Below are 18,277 nucleotides of genomic sequence, written 5' to 3'. Positions count from 1 at the left end.
AAATCCAAAAAAGAACAAATGTCAACTAAAATAGACAGTTGTCACCCCGAGCGCAGTCGAGGGCTTGAAGAATGTACATTTAAAGAGAGGTTTTGACGGAGCCTGTCTTGAGCGAAGTCGAAAGGCTCAACCTGACATAAGTTTATAAATGGCGAGAAACCAAATAAGTGACAGGTTTCTTACGTAGAACTCACGTTAAATAAATAAGATTACCATGAAAAACCTCATTTTTAAATACGCTTTAGTACCTTTTTTCGTAATTGTGGCATCCTGCACCGATAATCCCGAAGAAATCAATCAAAAATCCAATTCCAAAAATCAAGATAAAACCCTCCAAATGAAGAGCTGGTTTCTCTCTACCGGAGACTGGCAGACCGACCCGCAAATCTATGTAAGGGAATTTGGAACCGGAACCGATACGATAGTAATGCTTCACGGGGGCTGGGGGGCAGAACATAGTGGCATGGTCGACATGGTGGCCGCTTTGGGGGCAAAGTACAAGTTCTTTGTTCACGAACAACGCGGGTCTTTGCGTTCCCCTTTTCCAGATTCGTTGATTACCTACAACCATCATATTGAAGATGTGGAATTATTACGAAAAGAACTGAAGGTAGAAAAACTTACACTTTTAGGACATTCCATGGGTGCCGTATTGGCAAGTGCCTATGCTAAAAGATACCCAGAACATATAAAGAAACTGGTTTTGGTAAGCCCCGCTTACCTTAAAAACCCATTTCCCGAAGAAGATATGGCACTATTACAGAGCGCTCAAGACGAATTTGGGAAATTCAGTGAACGCCCAAGTGTAAAACAAGAGCTGAAGAAATTAGGTCTGTTAACGGAGGGCCGCAAGCTTTCGTCAAAAGAAGAGACTATAAAAAACAGAATTGATTTTGCCACTAGAATGCTTTACGATGTGGGTAAATGGCATCAACTCAATAATGGTAAGGCATTGTATAAAGGCAATGTGTACGGGTTGACAGAGCGAACCTACCCTGAAAAAGGATGGAACTTCATCGAAGAATTCAAAAAACGGTCTTATCCAATTTCCGTTATCATTGGTGCGCAAGATTTTTTAGATATGGGAAATCATATTACTCGAAAATGGACTGAAGAGGTACCCCGGGCCAACTTCATAAGTATTGAAAACACCGGTCATTTACCCTGGATCGATCAACCTGAAAAGCTTTCAATGCAACTTAAACATAGCCTATGACGTTTGAATGGGCTTAAGGGTGATTTTAAGCTTTTGGTACTTCAAAAACACTACGATTCTATAAAAAGGAATGTACGGCGACCGATTGAATAAAATAAGTTATGGTAGGTTTTTTTCATACTATGGCTTCCCTTTCAAAAGATACCTCGGTAGGCGATTCTTAGTGGACCAAATAACTCTAGAAAAGGAGGCTATCTATATTTTATACTATTTGTGTTCTCGTATGTTAGATGATTAAGCAATTAGTGAAACCTATTAAATTGGATTTTGCTTAAAACCCCACTATTGAAGGGTTATTCCATTTTTACGATAATAAACTCAGAACGGCGATTACGATCGTGCTCATCGTTAGAACACTGCACCCCGTTTTCGCACCGGTTGATCAATTGTTTTTCCCCATAACCAATGGCACTTTCAATTCTGTCAAGGGCTATACCCTGTGAGATAATGTAATCTTTGGTGGATTGGGCCCTTTTTTCTGAGAGTTGCTCATTGTATAGGTCATTCCCCCTAGAATCGGTATGGGATTCTATTTTGATTATCATCTTGGGAAATTGGTTCATGAGAAATACGATTTTATTGAGCTCAACGGCCGCATCATATCTGATATCCCACTTATCAAAGTCAAAATGGATGATCTCAATTTTGATTTTCAGCTGCCCACCTTCATTTACGATAAGCTCTGGAAGTTTTTTGATTTGTAAGGGTACCTCATTGAAAGAGTAGGGTTCAAGACTAGTCTGAAAGTCTTCAGACCCACCGGTATATCCGTTCTTTTCTACCTTGATTTGATATGTCGTACCACAGTCTAAACGGATGTCAAAATCATATATACCGTCCCTTGAGCTTTTGGTTTTCGCCAATTCATTTCCGTTGGTATCCAATAAAAACACCTGCGCATTGGCCTCAGGAAATCCATTTCGCTCGTTACGTATACTTCCGCCAATGGTTTGATAACAATTTATAGGCAGTCTTTCGAAGGAATAAATATCATCATCCCCTGTTCCGCCATCACGATTCGATGAAAAATATCCCCTGTTTCGGCCACGGTCGATGATGAAAGCAAAGTCATCTTTTTTACTGTTCAAGGGTTTTCCTAGATTCATTGGTTTGGAGAACCCGTTTCCCAATGCGCTTTCAAAAACATCGAGACCTCCCAAACCTAAATGTCCATCAGATGCGAAATATAGTTTCTCGTCGTCGACAAAGGGGAACATTTCCCTTCCACTGGTGTTGATTGTCGGTCCGAGATTTGTAGGTTCAGAATAGCCACCATCATCGGTAAGTTCAACAAAATAGATATCGGTCTGACCAAAACCACCTGGCATATCGGATACAAAGAATAGTCGTTTGCCATTGGGGTCCAACGCTGGTTGCCCCACGGAATAATCAACACTGTTAAATGGTACTTCTTCAGCAGGTGACCAATCCATTTCCGAGCGTTGGCTTTTATACAATTTTAGATGGTTGATACCTTCTGGGTCACGTTCAAGATTTTTATTGGTGTAATTATTACGGGTAAAGTACATCAAATCCCCCGCTTCATTAAAAGTGGTGATAGCCTCATGATATTTGGTGTTTATTGTTGGTCCGAAAAGACGTATATCGACCAAATCACTACCTAAGTGCAAGGTGTCGGCCTCGTAAAGATTCAAATAAGGTTGCTCGTTCCACTGATACACCCTTGTGCGTAGGTTCAAAGAGTCCCTACTGCTTGCGAAGATGATTTTATCTTGATAAAACATCGGTCCGAAATCAGCAAAAGGGGAATTTAACGACAAGTGGGTCACCACAAATTGGGGTTGTAGATTTTGAATTTTGTCCAAAGCCAGATCATTGTCATTGAATTGATCGACTTCGAACTGGGTCATTTCAAATTTCTCGGCATATATCTTCATCAAGGCCTTGGCCAATGGATAGTTGCCTATTCCCTTAAGGCTATGAATATATTTGAAGATATATTCAGGGGACAGGGTCCGTTCGTATTTAGAGAACAATTGCCCGTACCACTTTGAAGCGTTGGCCATGTCAACGTTGTTATAATAGGCGTCTCCCAATCGCTGTAGGGTTTCTTGCGAATCATCACCTTTTACTACTTTGCGCTCATATTCTTTAGCAGCGTCGATATAACTAAAGTCCTCAAAGTCTTTTTCGGCCCTTGATTTGGATTCTTGGGCAAACCCAGGTGCGATAAGGATACTTGTCAACAGAAAAAATAGAATAGTCTTCATAAAAATTGGCTTAATAGAATCTTGGGGATTTTAATCGGTTTTCTCGGGAAATCAACTCAAATCTCAAGAAGACTTCATGGGTACCGCTATTGAAATTTCTTAAATCGGTAGTTGTGCGATCATAGGCGTAGCCGATATTCAAGTTTGGTGAAATTTGTAGGCCGACAAGACCTGAAAAAGAATCATCCCAACGGTAGGCGATACCGGCGGTTACGGTTTCCCGAATCATGAAATTTGCCGATAGATCTGCAATTATCGGTGCTCCCGGAACCCATTTCACAAAAAATGCCGGTTTAAATTTAATATCGGCAGTTAGGTCGCGAATCAAGCCCCCTATCAAAAAGTAGTGAAGCCTTTCGGTAGCAATCTCTTGTGTCTCCCCATCATAATGGTCTTCTGAAAAGAAGTTTGGGATGGCGAAACCCAAATAGGCCCGTTCTGTATGGTAATAGGCCCCCGCACCAATGGTGGGGAAAAATCGGTTTTCGATATTGTTTTGAAAGGCGACATCCGGATTTTGAAATAGTCCCTCAGAAAAATCAACATTGAATAAGCGTCCGCCGGCCTTTAGTCCCAAGGAGAGTCTTTCGTTGTTTCTTCCCACGGGTAGGGTATAGGCAAAATTAGCATCCAAGAACAATTCGTTAGAGGGCCCTAACTCATCATAGGTGGCTACAACGCCCAGCCCGACCTTCTCGGCGACGGGGCCATCAATGGCCAATACCTGTGAGGTAGGTGCCCCGTTGATACCGACCCATTGTGAGCGATGCATCCCCAAAATAGAGAGATGTCCCCGTGACCCTGCATATCCTGGGTTTACCGTTAGGGTATTGTACATGTATTGTGTAAACTGAGGGTCTTGTTGTGCGCTGATCTGTAATGAAACCAGCATTAGCAAGATTAAAATTCCTTTGGTAACTATCGTATTCATTTGTGCTGTATTTATGGCTGCTGAAATCATTTTATCTGTTAATGTATAACCAGTCTGCAATAGGCGCCGATCCATCACCTAAATTCAAGATGTAGTAGTAGGTGCCGACCGGAAGAAATTCTTCTTGTTGTACTACCGCACGTCCGTTCGATGTTCCGTCAAACTCGTTGTTATAGCCCTGGGCCTCAAAGACGATATTTCCCCATCTGTTGTAAATCTGAAGGGTATTGTTAGGATACCTTGAGATACAGTCGATAACGAAGGTCTCATTGACCCCATCACCATTGGGAGAAAATTCATTGTAGAAGACCAGACAAGTGGGTTCGATGGTTGCCGAGTCTGAATCATTGGTGTCATTACTGTCAAATTGATCGACAAAAGCCAGATTGGCAATATTTTCGTAATCTTCAAAGTCGAGTACTTCAACCAGCAATGTCAACGTGGCTGTTGCATTAGGGCCAAGGTTGTCGAGCTCCCAAAAGCCTTCGGAAGCATCATAGCTACCATCGGTGGTATTGGCCGAAATAAATCGGTATCCATTGGGCAGCTGCTCTTCAATACCAATATTGGTGGCCATAAGCATGCCGTTATTGGTAATTGTGATGGTGAAGCTAATTTCGTCACCGATATTCGGTCGCGCATTGTCAACTACTTTTTGAACGGCAATATCCACTTGTTGCGGCACCACAACGACGATTGCCTCATCATCATCAGCTAGCCCATCACCAAGATCATCACTATCAAAATCGTCAGTCGGGTTACTATCGGGATCTGATTGATCGCTGGCCGTAATTTGGACTTGATTGGTAAATTCACCTGGGGTTCCAGATGGGGCATTGACTTGTGCCAAGATGATCAAGGTCTCGGTAGTACCATTGGGAATGACCCCATTGGTATTCCAAATACCGGTAATTTCATCATAGACACCGGCAGTAGACGTATGGGCCTGATAAAGGAAACCGCTTGGCAATACTTCTGATACGATAACCCCCGTGGCATTACTATCACCACTATTGGTAAGGTTGATCGTAAATTCAATGATATCACCTACATTCGGATTAAGCTCATCTACGGTCTTCGTTATGGAAAGGTCAGCCAAACCTGTCGGTGTCGGATTCACCGTATCTTGATCATCCTCAGAATTCAAATTGTTGTCCGGCGATGAATCAGGATCAAAGGTATCAAGGGCAATGAGTTCAGCCGTATTGGAATAATCCCCATTGGTCAATACCGTGGCAACGATATCCAAGGTTTCCGAGGTTCCGTTTGGCAATGTTGCAATATCCCAAGAACCAATGACCTCATCATAAGTTCCAGCCGAAGGGGTGGCGCTTACAAAATCATATCCTGATGCCAATATATCCTCTACAACAAGCCCTGTGGCATCACTTGGCCCATCATTGGTCACCGTTATGGTAAACATAATCTGAGACCCAACCGAAGGGTTGAGGTTATCCACGGTCTTCACCACCGATATATCGGTAATGACCCTGGGTAAGGTAGCCTGCTCGTCTTGATCATCTTCATTGCTATCATTATTACCGGGAACCGAATTTGGATCTAGTTCATTAACTGCTACCAATTCGGCACTATTGGTATAATTCCCCGTCGTATTGATACCAACGGTGATATTAAGTACTGCCGTAGCATCGGCCCCAAGGCTGGCAATGTCCCAAATTCCGGTATTGGGATCATAGGCCCCACTACCATCATCGGAAATATAACTATAGCCCGAAGGAAGCGCATCACTTACTTGAATTCCCGTAGCATCACTAGGCCCTGCATTACTTAGCGTGAGCGTAAAGGTTACCGTATCTGAAACATCGGGAAACTCATTATCCACGGTTTTTAATAAAGACAGGTCTGCCAATGGAATAGGGTTGGTCGTCGCACTATCTTGATCGTCTTCCGATGGATCACTATTTGCAGGGACCGAATCTACATCTATCGTATCTGATGCGGTAATTTCTGCGGCGTTGGTATAGTCGCCCGTGGGGTTAACACGAACTACAATGTTCAAGGTTTCCGTTGTTCCGACGGGGATTGTGCCATTCAGTGACCATAGACCTGTATCTTCGTTATAAACGCCGGCTGTACTATTGTTGGAAATGTAAGTGTATCCACTCGGCAACAAATCGACCACAGTGACCCCACTTGCAGTACTTGGGCCATTATTGGTAAGACTGAGCGTAAAAATTACTTCTTCACCTACTAATGGTGTTATGGCACTTACCGTCTTGGTCAGCTCTAGATCGGAGACCAAGATCGGCGACGGTTCAATGGTCTCTTGGTCATCTTCGGTATCATCGTTATTAGACGGCTCAGAGTCGATGTCAAACTCATTCAGATCTGTCAATTCAGCAGTATTCGTATACGTTCCGTTTGCCAAAACAGTGGCGGTAATGACAATGGTCTCTGTGGTTCCGTTATCCAAATCCCCAATAGTCCATGAACCATTGAGTGCTTCATAGACACCGTTTGTAGTGGAGGCACTTACAAATTCATAACCGGATTCCAAAAGATCGGTCACCACGATGTTGGTTGCATCACTCGGCCCATCGTTGGTCACTGTGACCGTGAACGTAATTTCCCCACCAATATTCGGGGTCATGGTGTCAGCAACTTTGGTTACGGATATGTCTACCAAAGGTCTTGGAACGACAATGACCTCATCTTGATCATCCTCATCAAGGATATCATTGTTAGGTGTGGAATCAATATCCAATTCGGTATGCGAAATAACCTCGGCAACATTGACATAGTCCCCCGTTGTATTCACATTGGCGAGAATATTGAGTGTTGCGGACGACCCACTGGCCAAATTCCCGATATTCCAATTCCCTGTAGCATCATTATATGCTCCAGACGCATCATCCGATACGTAAGTATATCCCGATGGCAATAGATCTAACACCTGAAGGTTGGTAGCCTCACTAGGTCCTTCGTTCGTTACCATAATGGTGAACGTAATATTGGTATTTACGTCGGGGGTTTCATCGCTCACACTCTTATCCAAAGCAATATCGATAGTATTGATTGGGGTAACCGTTACCTCATCTTGGTCATCTTCGGCCAGAATATCGTTATTAGGTGTAGAATCGCTATCGAAAACGTCAGAAGCGGTCACTTCTGCTACATTCGTATAGTTACCTGTCGCATTCACCAACACATCAATAACCAAGGTTTCGGTACCTCCGCTTGAAATGTCACCCACTAACCATATACCAGTACTTTCAGTATAGATTCCTGCTGTTGCGCTATAGAGCACAAAATCAAAGCCTGAGGGAAGCAAATCGGTTACAACAACACCGTCGGCATCGCTTGGTCCATCGTTGAATACCGTAATCTCAAAACTAATCTCCGTTCCAACTTGCGGACTGGTATCGCCATCAACCACGATTTTGGTCAATGAAAGGTCTGCAATGCTAGGGGGCAGGTTCAAGGCATCTTCATCATCGTCATCAGGTTGGCCATTTCCATCTTCGTCGACGGTGTTATCCGTTGTGGGATCGCTGTCTGGATCGAACTGATCTGAAGCGGTAATGCTAGCCTGATTTAGATATTCGTCCACAGCTCCCGTCGGGGGGTTTACGACCGCTTCATAGGTTACTGAAATAGAACCTCCGTTGGCCAAAACACTTAGGCCCGTCCAGGTAGCAATATTTCCTGCTTGGCTTCCACCATTATTGACCGTGGTAAGCGTATAGCCAACAGGGAGTATGTCTTGTAAAGCTACGCCCGTTGCACTATTTGGTCCCAGGTTGTTCACAGTAAGGGTGAAGATGACGGTATCACCTACGTTAGGTGCTGCAGTATTAGCTGTTTTTGAAATACTGAGATCGGCCACTTGCGGTGAAACCGAGACATTGGCCTCATCGTCTTCACTTTGGTCGCCGTTATCATTATTTGGTGTGCTATCGGGATCAAATTGGTCTGATGCCGTAAGCTGAACAACGTTTAGATATTGGTCCGCAGCCCCCGTGGGAGCCTGTACTTCAGCATCAAATGTAAGGTTTGTGGTGCCTACAGGTACATTTAAGCCACTCCAGCTTACCACACCGGCGCCAAAAGAACCGCTATTGCTGATGTTGGCAATATTGGCAAAACCGAGTGGCAAGGTATCCTCAATGGCTACATTCGTTGCAGCGGTCGTGCCAAGATTATTTATTGTTATGGTAAAGGTTACGACCTCACCAACATTTGGGGTACTTGAACTTACCGTTTTAGTAAGTTCTAAATCTACGGTTTGGGGTACCACCTCGAAGAAGTCTTCATCATCTTCATCCTGATCTCCGTCATCATTCAAAGGCTCACTGTCTGGGTCAAATTGATCACTTGCCGTTACTTCCGCGATGTTCAGATATTCATCTATATCACCTGATGGGGCGTTCACCGTAACGGAATAGGAAACCGTTGTGGAACCTACAGGAAGGCTGGCAATGTTCCAACTTAAGAAGGTTCCACCAATGGCCGTTCCACCATTGTTAATGGCAGTCAAAGTATAGCCACGGGGTAGCTCATCTTCTATTTCTATATTGGTCGCGGTATCAGGGCCGGCATTGGTCAATGTTAACTCAAAGGTCACGGTATCACCCACATTAGGGGTAGCACTTGATGCCCCACTTATGTCTTTCACCAAACTAAGGTCGGCAGACTGAATGGTAAAGGTTGCGATGTCCTCATCGTCCTCACTCTGGTCACCGTCATCGTTGTTAGGTGTACTGTCGACGTCCGGCAGGTCTGATGCGGTTATCTCCCCGACCGTATCATAGTTTCCGCTTGGGTTCACGGTCACGTCATACGTGAAGCTCTCCGTATCGCCATTGGCGACGGAGACGCCCGACCAGGTAATGGTACCGCTGCCGGGGTTGTAGACCCCTCCATTGCTGATGGACCCCGTTACGATGGTAAACCCTAAGGGTACCGTTACGACTACGTCGACACCCGTCGCGTCACCGGTCTGTACGGTATCATCGTTGATTAGGTCCACGGTATAGGTGACGGTGTCCCCTGCATTGCCCGATGTGGGCGCGTTCGATATGTCGAGTTGAAGGTCGACCTGTTCCAGTGTTATGCCCGCGACGCTCTCATCGTCCTCACTCTGGTCGCCATCATCATTGTCAGGGGTACTGTCGGGGTCCACTTGGTCACTGGCAGTAACCTGTGCAGTGTTGGTGTATTCGCCCGTTGTACCCGTAGGCATGTTCACGGTGGCCTCAAAGGATACCGATGTGGAACCTCCGTTCGTGACGGTAAGGCCTGTCCATGTAATTTCGTTCCCTATGCGTGTACCACCATCGTTGATGGTACCGATGGTATAGCCATCGGGCACAATGTCTTGAACAGTAACTCCAGTGGCATTGTCTGGCCCCGCATTGGAGACCTCCAAGGTAAAGGTGACGGTCTGGCCTACGCTCGCCGATGTGGGTGTAACACTCTTGGCAAGGCTCAGGTCGGCGGACTGAATGGTAAAGGTTGCGATGTCCTCATCGTCCTCGCTCTGGTCACCGTCATCGTTGTTCGGTGTACTGTCAACATCCGGCAGGTCCGATGCGGTTATCTCCCCGGTGGTATCGTAGTTTCCACTTGGGTTCACGGTCACGTCATAGGTGAAGCTCTGCGTATCGCCATTTGCCACGGAGACGCCCGACCAGGTGATGGTACCGCTACCGGGGTTGTATACCCCTCCATTGCTGATGGACCCCGTTACGATGGTAAACCCTGAGGGTACCGTTACGACTGCGTCGACACCCGTGGCGTCACCGGTCTGTACGGTATCGTCGTTGAATAGGTCCACGGTATAGGTGACGGTGTCCCCTGCATTGCCCGATGTGGGTGCGTTCGATATGTCGAGTTGAAGGTCGACCTGTTCCAGTGTTATGCCCGCAACGCTCTCATCGTCCTCACTTTGGTCGCCATCGTCATTGTCCGGGGTACTGTCGGGATCTACTTGGTCACTGGCCGTTATCTGGGCGGTATTGTCATATTCGCCCGTGGTACCCGTAGGCATGTTCACGGTGGCCTCAAAGGATACCGATGTGGAACCTCCGTTCGCGACGGTAAGGCCTGTCCATGTAATTTCGTTCCCTATACGTGTGCCCCCATCGTTGATGGTACCGATGGTATAGCCATCGGGCACGAGGTCGGCGATGGATACCCCTGTGGCATTGTCTGGCCCCGCATTGGAGACCTCCAAGGTAAAGGTGACGGTCTGGCCTACGCTCGCCGATGTGGGTGTAACACTCTTGGCAAGGCTCAGGTCGGCGGACTGAATGGTAAAGGTTGCGATGTCCTCATCGTCCTCGCTCTGGTCACCGTCATCGTTGTTCGGTGTACTGTCAACGTCCGGCAGGTCCGATGCGGTGATTTCGCCAGCCGTATCATAATTACCGTTATCGTTTATTGTCACTTGATAGTCAAGGTCAAGGGTGGCACCGTTGGCAATATCGAGTTCGCTCCAGGTAATGGTGCCGCTACCAGGGTTAAAGATGCCCCCGTTGGAAATGCTCCCCGTTACGATGTCCATTCCCGGTGGTATAGCCACCACAATGTCAACGCCAGTGGCATCCCCCGTCTCAACGGCATCGTTGTTGAAGACGGAAACGGTATAGTCTACGGTATCGCCCACGTTGCCCGTTGCGGTACTGTTGGTTATATCGAGTTCCAGGTCGACCTGTTCAAGGGTGATCGTGGCACTGTCCTCATCATCCTCGCTCTGGTCGCCATCATCGTTGTCGGTTCCACTATCTGGATCACCTTGGTCACTTTCGGTTATTTGTGCAGTGTTCTGGTATTCCCCTGAGGCCCCTGTTGGAGCGTTCAGCGTCGCGGTAAAGCTTACCGAGGTTGAGGCTCCGTTCGTGACGGAAAGGCCCGACCAAGTAATGGTGCTTCCCGATTGTACCCCACCATCGTTGATGGTTCCTACGGTATATCCAATGGGAACAACATCTTCAATGGCCACACCGGTGGCATCGTCGGGCCCTGCATTGGAAACTTCCAAGGTAAAGGTCACCGTATCGCCCACACTTGCGGTGGTAGGACTCACCGTTTTATCTAAACTAAGGTCAGCGGACTGCAATGTGAACGTTAGTAGATCCTCATCGTCCTCGCTCTGGTCACCATCATCGTTGTTCGGTGTACTGTCGACGTCCGGCAGGTCCGATGCGGTTATCTCACCGACCGTATCATAGTTTCCGTTATCGTTGATGGTCACTTGGTAGTCAAGGTCAAGGGTAGCACCATTGGTGATATCAAGCCCACTCCAGGTAATGGTACCGCTGCCGAGGTTGAAGACGCCCCCGTTGGAAATGCTTCCCGTGACGATGTCCATTCCCGGTGGTATGACCACCACAATATCGACACCTGTGGCATCCCCCGTCTCAACGGCATCATTGTTGAAGACCGAAACGGTATAATCTACGGTATCGCCCACATTGCCCGTTGCGGTATTATTGGTGATGTCAAGTTCGAGGTCGACTTGTTCAAGGGTGACCGTGGCACTGTCCTCATCATCTTCGCTCTGGTCGCCGTCGTCGTTATCGGGAGTACTGTCCATATCACTCTGGTCACTTGCGGTGACCTGTGCAGTGTTGGTGTATTCCCCATTGGCTCCGGTAGGCATGTTCACTGTGGCCTCAAAGCTCACCGAGGTAGTACCACTATTGGTCACGGAAAGCCCCGACCAAGTAATGACATTACCAAATTGAACACCCCCGTCATTAATCGTTGCAATGGTATATCCTGAAGGCACAATGTCTTGAACAGTAACTCCGGTGGCATCTGCTGGACCTGCATTAGACACTTCCAAGGTAAAAGTCACTGTTTCCCCAACATTAGCTACTGCTGGGCTAACCGTTTTATTTAGACTCAAATCAACAATACCGATAATTTCCAAGATCATGGTGTCGGATGAGCTTGCACAAATCCCATTGGTGACGGTCCATTGAAATTCATAAATGCCAACATCCGTTCCAAAGACTTCGGTATTTGGATTGGTATCATCATCAAAAATTGCGGTGGTCGGCCCTGAAACCTGGGTCCATTGCCCTTCACCTGCATTGGGTATTGAAGCGTCTAATACTACTGGTGTAAACTGGATAATATTTTGGTCGGGTCCGGCATTGGCATTGGCCGGTTGCTCCAAGATGACCACTTGCATGGTATCCGTAAAATCACAGCCCCCATTTGAGGTCGTCCAAGTGAATTCATAGGTGCCTGCACCTAAATCCAGAATGAGTGCCTGCGGATCGTTGGCTGCGGTAATATTTGCGGCAGTACCGGGATTTCCATTGACGCCTGGACCATTGGTTTGAGACCATGTACCTGTTCCTGAGGCTACAGGTACGGCATCAAGATTCGTTTGGGTGACATCACAGAGCTCTTGATCAGGTCCTGCATCCGCGTCAGAAGGTACATCATCGGTAAAGGTAATGCTCACGGTATCAACCGAAGGGTCGCAGGCCGAAGAAGGGGAATCTGGAAATATCGTATTACCGTTGGATACGGTCCATGTTAGGGTATACGTGCCTAAGGTGGTAATGTTCGATAAAGTTGTTGTTGGCGAATTCGGACTATCGATTACAACCGCACCTCCAGAAGGATCGTCTCCAGGGTTTTCAAAAGACCAAGTTCCAATACCAACAGCTGGGGGTACGGCATCCAACTGGGCATCTAGCTGGCATGCAGCCGTTTGACTGACACCTGCATCTGCCGTGGATGGTGGTTCGAAAACCTCCAATCGTAATACATCGGCGCGATTTGAACAAGAATTTACTTCAAAGTTCCATTCTAAAATATATACTCCTGGAACAGTCAATCCGGAAACTGTGGTATTAGGGTCATTTGGCGTATCTATTACCGCAACACTCCCTGTAGGTTGATCGGCAAAACGCCATTCGGCATTGGTCACGTCCCCAGGTGGAGCACTACCAGCCAAGGTAGTGGTGCCTGCCACTGCCAAATCGTCGATACATAAAATTTGATCTGGCCCGGCGTCAGGATCAACCGATGGTGGTAAACTCGTACTTACCACTACCTGATCGGAAGTTACCGGACAAGTACCGCCATAATCCGTTGTAAACTCAAAGGTGTACGAGTCACTGGAAAAAATCGTCACATTGGCAATAAAGCTATTAGCCGGTTGTTGCACAATATCTGCAGGAGTGCCGGGGTTTCCTGATACTCCAGGTCCATCTACCTGTGTCCAGATACCCTGGGAACCAAAAGTTGCCTCCAAAGTAAAGTTGTTGGTTTCGCAAAAAGTCAAATCGGGTCCTGCATTTGCTGCCGAGAATACCTGAATTTGAACAATATCGGTAGATGCCGGACAGGGAAACCCTGAAGCGATATTCCATTGTAAGGTATACGTGCCAGTAACCAAATCCGTTATGGTGGCATTGGGGTCGTTGACATCTGAAAACGTAGGTGTGCTTGGTGCGCCGGGCTGTACCGTCCAAAAACCGGACTCAACCGCTGCGTTGAAGGCATTGGCCCCCAAAGTAGCTTGTGAATCGTTGCAAATGACCTGATCTGATCCTGCTGCGGACGTTGTAGGTGGTATGCCAACGACTATAGTGATTTGGTCGGATGCTGAGGAACAACTGCCGTTCGAAGCCGTCCATTCAAAGGTATATTCCCCAGAAAAGGTAAATGTGAATTGTGCTGACGGACTCGTATCGTCATTGATGGTCACCCCTCCAGGTCCGGTCAATTGGCTCCATAGCCCCGTTGCACCGACCGAAGCGGAAGCCGCCATGGTGGCCGTAGCCGAACATAGCTCTTGATCAGGTCCGGCATCTGCCGTGGCTGGAGCGCCTACAGTAATTTCAACATCATCCGTGGCGTCTTGACAAGAGGGATCCAATGTACTGATGGTCCAGGTCAAGGTATAGCTTTGTTCAATCGAGATAGACACCGAAGTATTGAATTGGGTGGCATCCGCAAATGTGATTCCTGTGTTGGGTACCGCGGTCCATAGCCCTTCTTCGGAGGCTAAAGGGCCACTACCGCTTAAAGTCGTTGCTACTGTTCCCGTTGGCAAACATTGATCCGGCCCTGCGTTGGCTATGGACGGACCTTGTACCGCATTGGTGCTTATGGTTACCGTATCGGTCCCTGTGGAGGGACAAATCGGATCGGAAGGATTGGCAATGGACCACCGCAGTACGTAAGTTTCATTAGGGTCGTCCAATCCAAAAACGGTCGTATTCGGGTCATTTTCATCGGAAAAGGTGATAATCGCACCCCCCGGAGCACTATCAACGGTCCATGTACCCAACAAGGTTGAATTGGGAACAGGGTCAGCATCCAAAACAACAGGTCCAGCGAAACAAACCGTTTGGTCGGGACCAGCGTCGGTTGGGATTCCGGAAGACGATGATACGAAAACCAGCACATCATCTTCTGCAGGTGGGGAGCATGGTGCCCCGCCACTGATCGTATACCTAAAACGATACGTACCTGGAAGCATGTTGGATACATTGATGTTGGTGGCAAAAGGGTCATCAATAGTTGCCGTAGAAGGCCCTTCAACCTGAGACCAGATACCCGATCCAACTGAAGGTGTATTACCCGCAAGGGCAGTTGAGGTCACGTCACAAGCTAGGGTTTGATCCGTACCCGCATTGGCAGCTGTGGGAACGAGCGCCACCGTAACCTGAATTTCGTCGGTGGCCTGTGTGCAGCCCAAGCGTTGTTCACCGCCAACCGACCTTCTGAATAAAATGGTATACGTTCCCTCTTCATCAAAACTTAAGTCTAAAGGGCTACTTCCCGTAGCGGAGAAACTGCCCGGGTTTACCAATGTAGAACCTGAAGGTCCGTCTACAATACTAAATGTATTTGAACCTTCCCCCGTGGTTGTGAAAGGGATGTCGACATTCAAGAATCCACAAGGGGCGACAATATCATCGCCACCATTGGCGGTAATTGATATAGGGTCTGGGGAATAATTTATAGTGACTTGGTCGATATCATCACAGCCTGTCACCGAGTTTAAAGTGGTCAATCGGAAGACATAGGTGCTGGGAGAAGCCAGTCCGGTAACACGTGTAGATACCTCATTGGGTGAAACGATGGTGACCCCTGCGGTAGGCCCACTGATCTGCGTCCATTCAACAGTTTCATTGGTGAACTCCGGTGATGAACCAACCAAGGTAACCGTGTCTACCGTAGGGTCACAAATTCTGATGGTCGAGGCCGTACTGTTGTTCGTTACATCTTGGGTTGCAGCCGGAACTGTTATGGTCATGGTATCAACACCGTTGGCACAAGGCCCGGCTACTGTCCATCGAAAGGTATAGGTACCTTCAATAAGTTCGGAAACATTGGTTTGATTGTTATTTGGATTGGCTATAGTGGGAGTGCTTGGTCCACTTACAAAGGACCACGTGCCTTGTTGTCCGTTGACATTGTTTCCCCCAAAAGAACCATTCAGGTTGGTATTTTGGGAAACGGTGTAACAGTTATCCAAAGTTTGATCGGATCCCGCGCTTACAGGTTCTACCCCTCCACTATTGATTACCGTTATGGTATCAAAAGATTCGCAGGATTGTCCCGGTGCAAAATTAGGACCTGTAATGGTCCAGCGTAAAGTTGTGGTTCCGGCAGAAGTTTCCGGTAATGTCAATGTCGTCGTGGGGGAAGTAGGGGAATTTATAATGACCCCGGCATTATTGTTTCCATCGATACTCCATACCCCTGTTTCACCAGCATTTAGTGGTGCATTGGCCGATGTCACGATTGCCCCACTCGAATCTGGGCAACTTTCCAAATTGCTTCCCGCATCGGCGATGGTTATGGGTTCTACGGTTATGACCACATCTTGAAAGACGGATGCCCCGTCGGTACAATCCGCCGAAAGCCGAAAGGTATAGCTATTGCCCCCTATCAACCCTGAAACTCCCGTGTTCAAATCGGTAGGGTTGGCGATACTGACGGAAGGGCCCCCAACTTGTGACCAAGTGGGTGTTGAGGCCAAGAGGCCCGATGCCGAACCGGAAAGGTTGTATGTAGCGTTTTCACAAATGGTCTCCGCCACTCCTGCATTAACCGAGCAGTTTTGTGAGAACGCTTGTTGAATGCTGAATAATGTGAAGAGCATGAAGCTTAATAGGAACCCTTTTTTGGTGGTTATAGAACTCATAGATCAGTGTTTAGATAATATCTATTGTAAGAAAATTCAAACATATAAATTATATTTTATTTAACGGTTCGATATGTTGTCATTCATCGATAAGCTGTTGTCAATTCAGTAATAATCGATGAAAAGCAGACACTTTCTTGGTTATGATGATTTGTTAAACTTATCATAAGACACCGACTAAAGGGATAAAGTCACATTGTTTAAAAAATTAACCGTGTCTTTTGACCATTTGAGTTACGCCAGACTTATGGCTATATTTAAATGTTTTCAAGTATTAATTATCCATCACTATGAACATAGAAAAAAAGATTGCCGCGGAACATGCCGTTGAACTGGTTGAGGATGGTATGATCGTGGGACTGGGAACAGGTTCTACGGCGACCTATATGATTCATGCCCTGGCAGAACGGGTTACCAATGGCTTATCGATAACTGGTGTTCCCTCATCACAGCGAACGGCGGATTTGGCCAAACAATGTGGCATACCATTGACGACCCTTGATGAAGCCGTTATCTTGGATATCAATATTGATGGGGCGGACGAATTCGATTCGAAATTGCAAATGATAAAGGGTGGTGGTGGTGCACTGCTCAGGGAAAAGATCATAGCCTATAATTCAAAACAAAATGTAATCATTACCGATTCATCAAAGCAGGTGGAAAAGCTGGGGAAGTTCAAGTTGCCCATAGAGGTCATTCCCTTTTCCAAAAATGGTATCCTGCGAAAGTTGGAAAAAATGGGATTGCAGCCTGCCTTGCGCGTCAAAAATGAAGTGCCTTTTGAAACTGATGAAAACAATGTCATTATCGATGTGGATGCTTTTGGCTTTGATGATCTACATGAACTCAATCATACCCTTTTAGCCATGCCCGGTGTTGTGGAAACCGGTCTTTTTTTAGATTTAGCGGACTATATCATCATGGGGAAGGACGAAAGCATAACGATTTTTGAAAAAAACAAAAGCTGATTTATATGTTGCGTATTACTTTCCCCAACACCGTCGCTCCCCATTAAATCAATACACAACCTCACTAATTTGAACAACGGGTTGAATGTTCGTATAATTGGGAATGTCACTTAAAATTTTTTCTGCATTGGCGCTGAAAGCATTTTGATAGTCTGTAAGTGTATCGAAATAAAAATAACCGACCGCCACATAGGGCAAGGGATCTTCAGGCGTTCTACCAGCCACCCCTTTATCAATAGCGTAGCGCTTTAAAGGGTCACCGAATAGATCGGCAACCATCGGCATGTGTTTGTCGGCGTAGTAATCCATATCGAATGTCTTTCCGTCACCACTTGGGTACAGTATCGCTACTTTGACCATGCCTTTTTCCTTTTTTGTGTTTTTAGCTGAAGGTGGTTGGCAGCTTATAAGAATTAACACCAGGAATGCCAATGGGTATGTGATCGTTCTTTTCATTCTAGTTCAAATTAATGGGCGTTCCAAATGATTGAAGCTCCCTCCTTTTTTTTAAAAATACGATTTTTTAAAAAGCCTCCTTCTTCCTTATCAAGATTTCTTTTTATTCCAAAATTTTGGTCAGTGCGATGTCTGAAGCTGTGTATGCATTTTGAACAAGGGGCAGTTCATCATATCCGCTTGATCTGTCTGAAATTATCAGCGGTACCACATATTTTTAAGTTATTACCCACAGTAACCCGGCCTATTTCAATGGTTTTATGTTGTTGTATACGGCTTCTCGAATACGTCTGATTTTTTACGGACCAATTTCGAAAAAAGTATGAAGTA

The 18,277-nt window shown here is 46.5% G+C and carries 6 protein-coding genes; 2 read left to right on the top strand and 4 right to left on the bottom strand.

Going from position 1 to position 18,277, the window contains the following annotated elements; translation table 11 throughout:
• The first annotated feature begins 214 nt into the window (after positions 1-214).
• Positions 215-1,216: an alpha/beta fold hydrolase gene (locus AACM45_RS18645; protein WP_339144547.1), complete on the top strand. Its 1,002-nt coding sequence runs from the start codon at positions 215-217 to the stop codon at positions 1,214-1,216.
• 293 nt (positions 1,217-1,509) lie between these two features.
• On the opposite strand, the gene AACM45_RS18640 is transcribed toward AACM45_RS18645, so the two are convergent.
• Genes AACM45_RS18640 through AACM45_RS18630 form a run of 3 tightly spaced genes read right to left on the bottom strand, consistent with a single transcriptional unit; the run spans position 1,510 to position 16,523 of the window.
• Positions 1,510-3,447, bottom strand: coding sequence for an OmpA family protein (locus AACM45_RS18640; RefSeq protein WP_339144545.1), 1,938 nt, complete (start codon positions 3,445-3,447; stop codon positions 1,510-1,512).
• 10 nt (positions 3,448-3,457) lie between these two features.
• Entirely contained in the window at positions 3,458-4,378 is a 921-nt protein-coding gene (locus tag AACM45_RS18635; RefSeq protein WP_339144543.1) for a PorP/SprF family type IX secretion system membrane protein, read from the bottom strand.
• A 31-nt stretch (positions 4,379-4,409) separates the two neighbouring features.
• The gene (locus tag AACM45_RS18630; RefSeq protein WP_339144542.1) at positions 4,410-16,523 is read right to left on the bottom strand and encodes a PKD domain-containing protein; all 12,114 of its coding nucleotides are present in this window, start codon (positions 16,521-16,523) and stop codon (positions 4,410-4,412) included.
• A 290-nt stretch (positions 16,524-16,813) separates the two neighbouring features.
• On the opposite strand from AACM45_RS18630, the gene rpiA reads away from it, so the two are divergent.
• Positions 16,814-17,491, top strand: a complete 678-nt coding sequence (gene rpiA, locus AACM45_RS18625) for a ribose-5-phosphate isomerase RpiA (protein WP_339144540.1) — start codon at positions 16,814-16,816, stop codon at positions 17,489-17,491.
• 48 nt (positions 17,492-17,539) lie between these two features.
• Here rpiA and AACM45_RS18620 read toward each other — a convergent pair whose 3' ends face one another.
• Positions 17,540-17,947 (bottom strand): EthD family reductase, encoded by a 408-nt coding sequence (locus tag AACM45_RS18620; protein WP_339144539.1) that lies wholly within the window; start codon positions 17,945-17,947, stop codon positions 17,540-17,542.
• Positions 17,948-18,277: the final 330 nt, after the last annotated feature.

The organism is Croceitalea sp. MTPC5 (assembly GCF_036985505.1).
Lineage (GTDB): Bacteria > Bacteroidota > Bacteroidia > Flavobacteriales > Flavobacteriaceae > Croceitalea.
The sequence above is the reverse complement of the archived record's forward strand: the minus strand, read 5'-3'. Positions and strand labels throughout refer to the sequence as shown.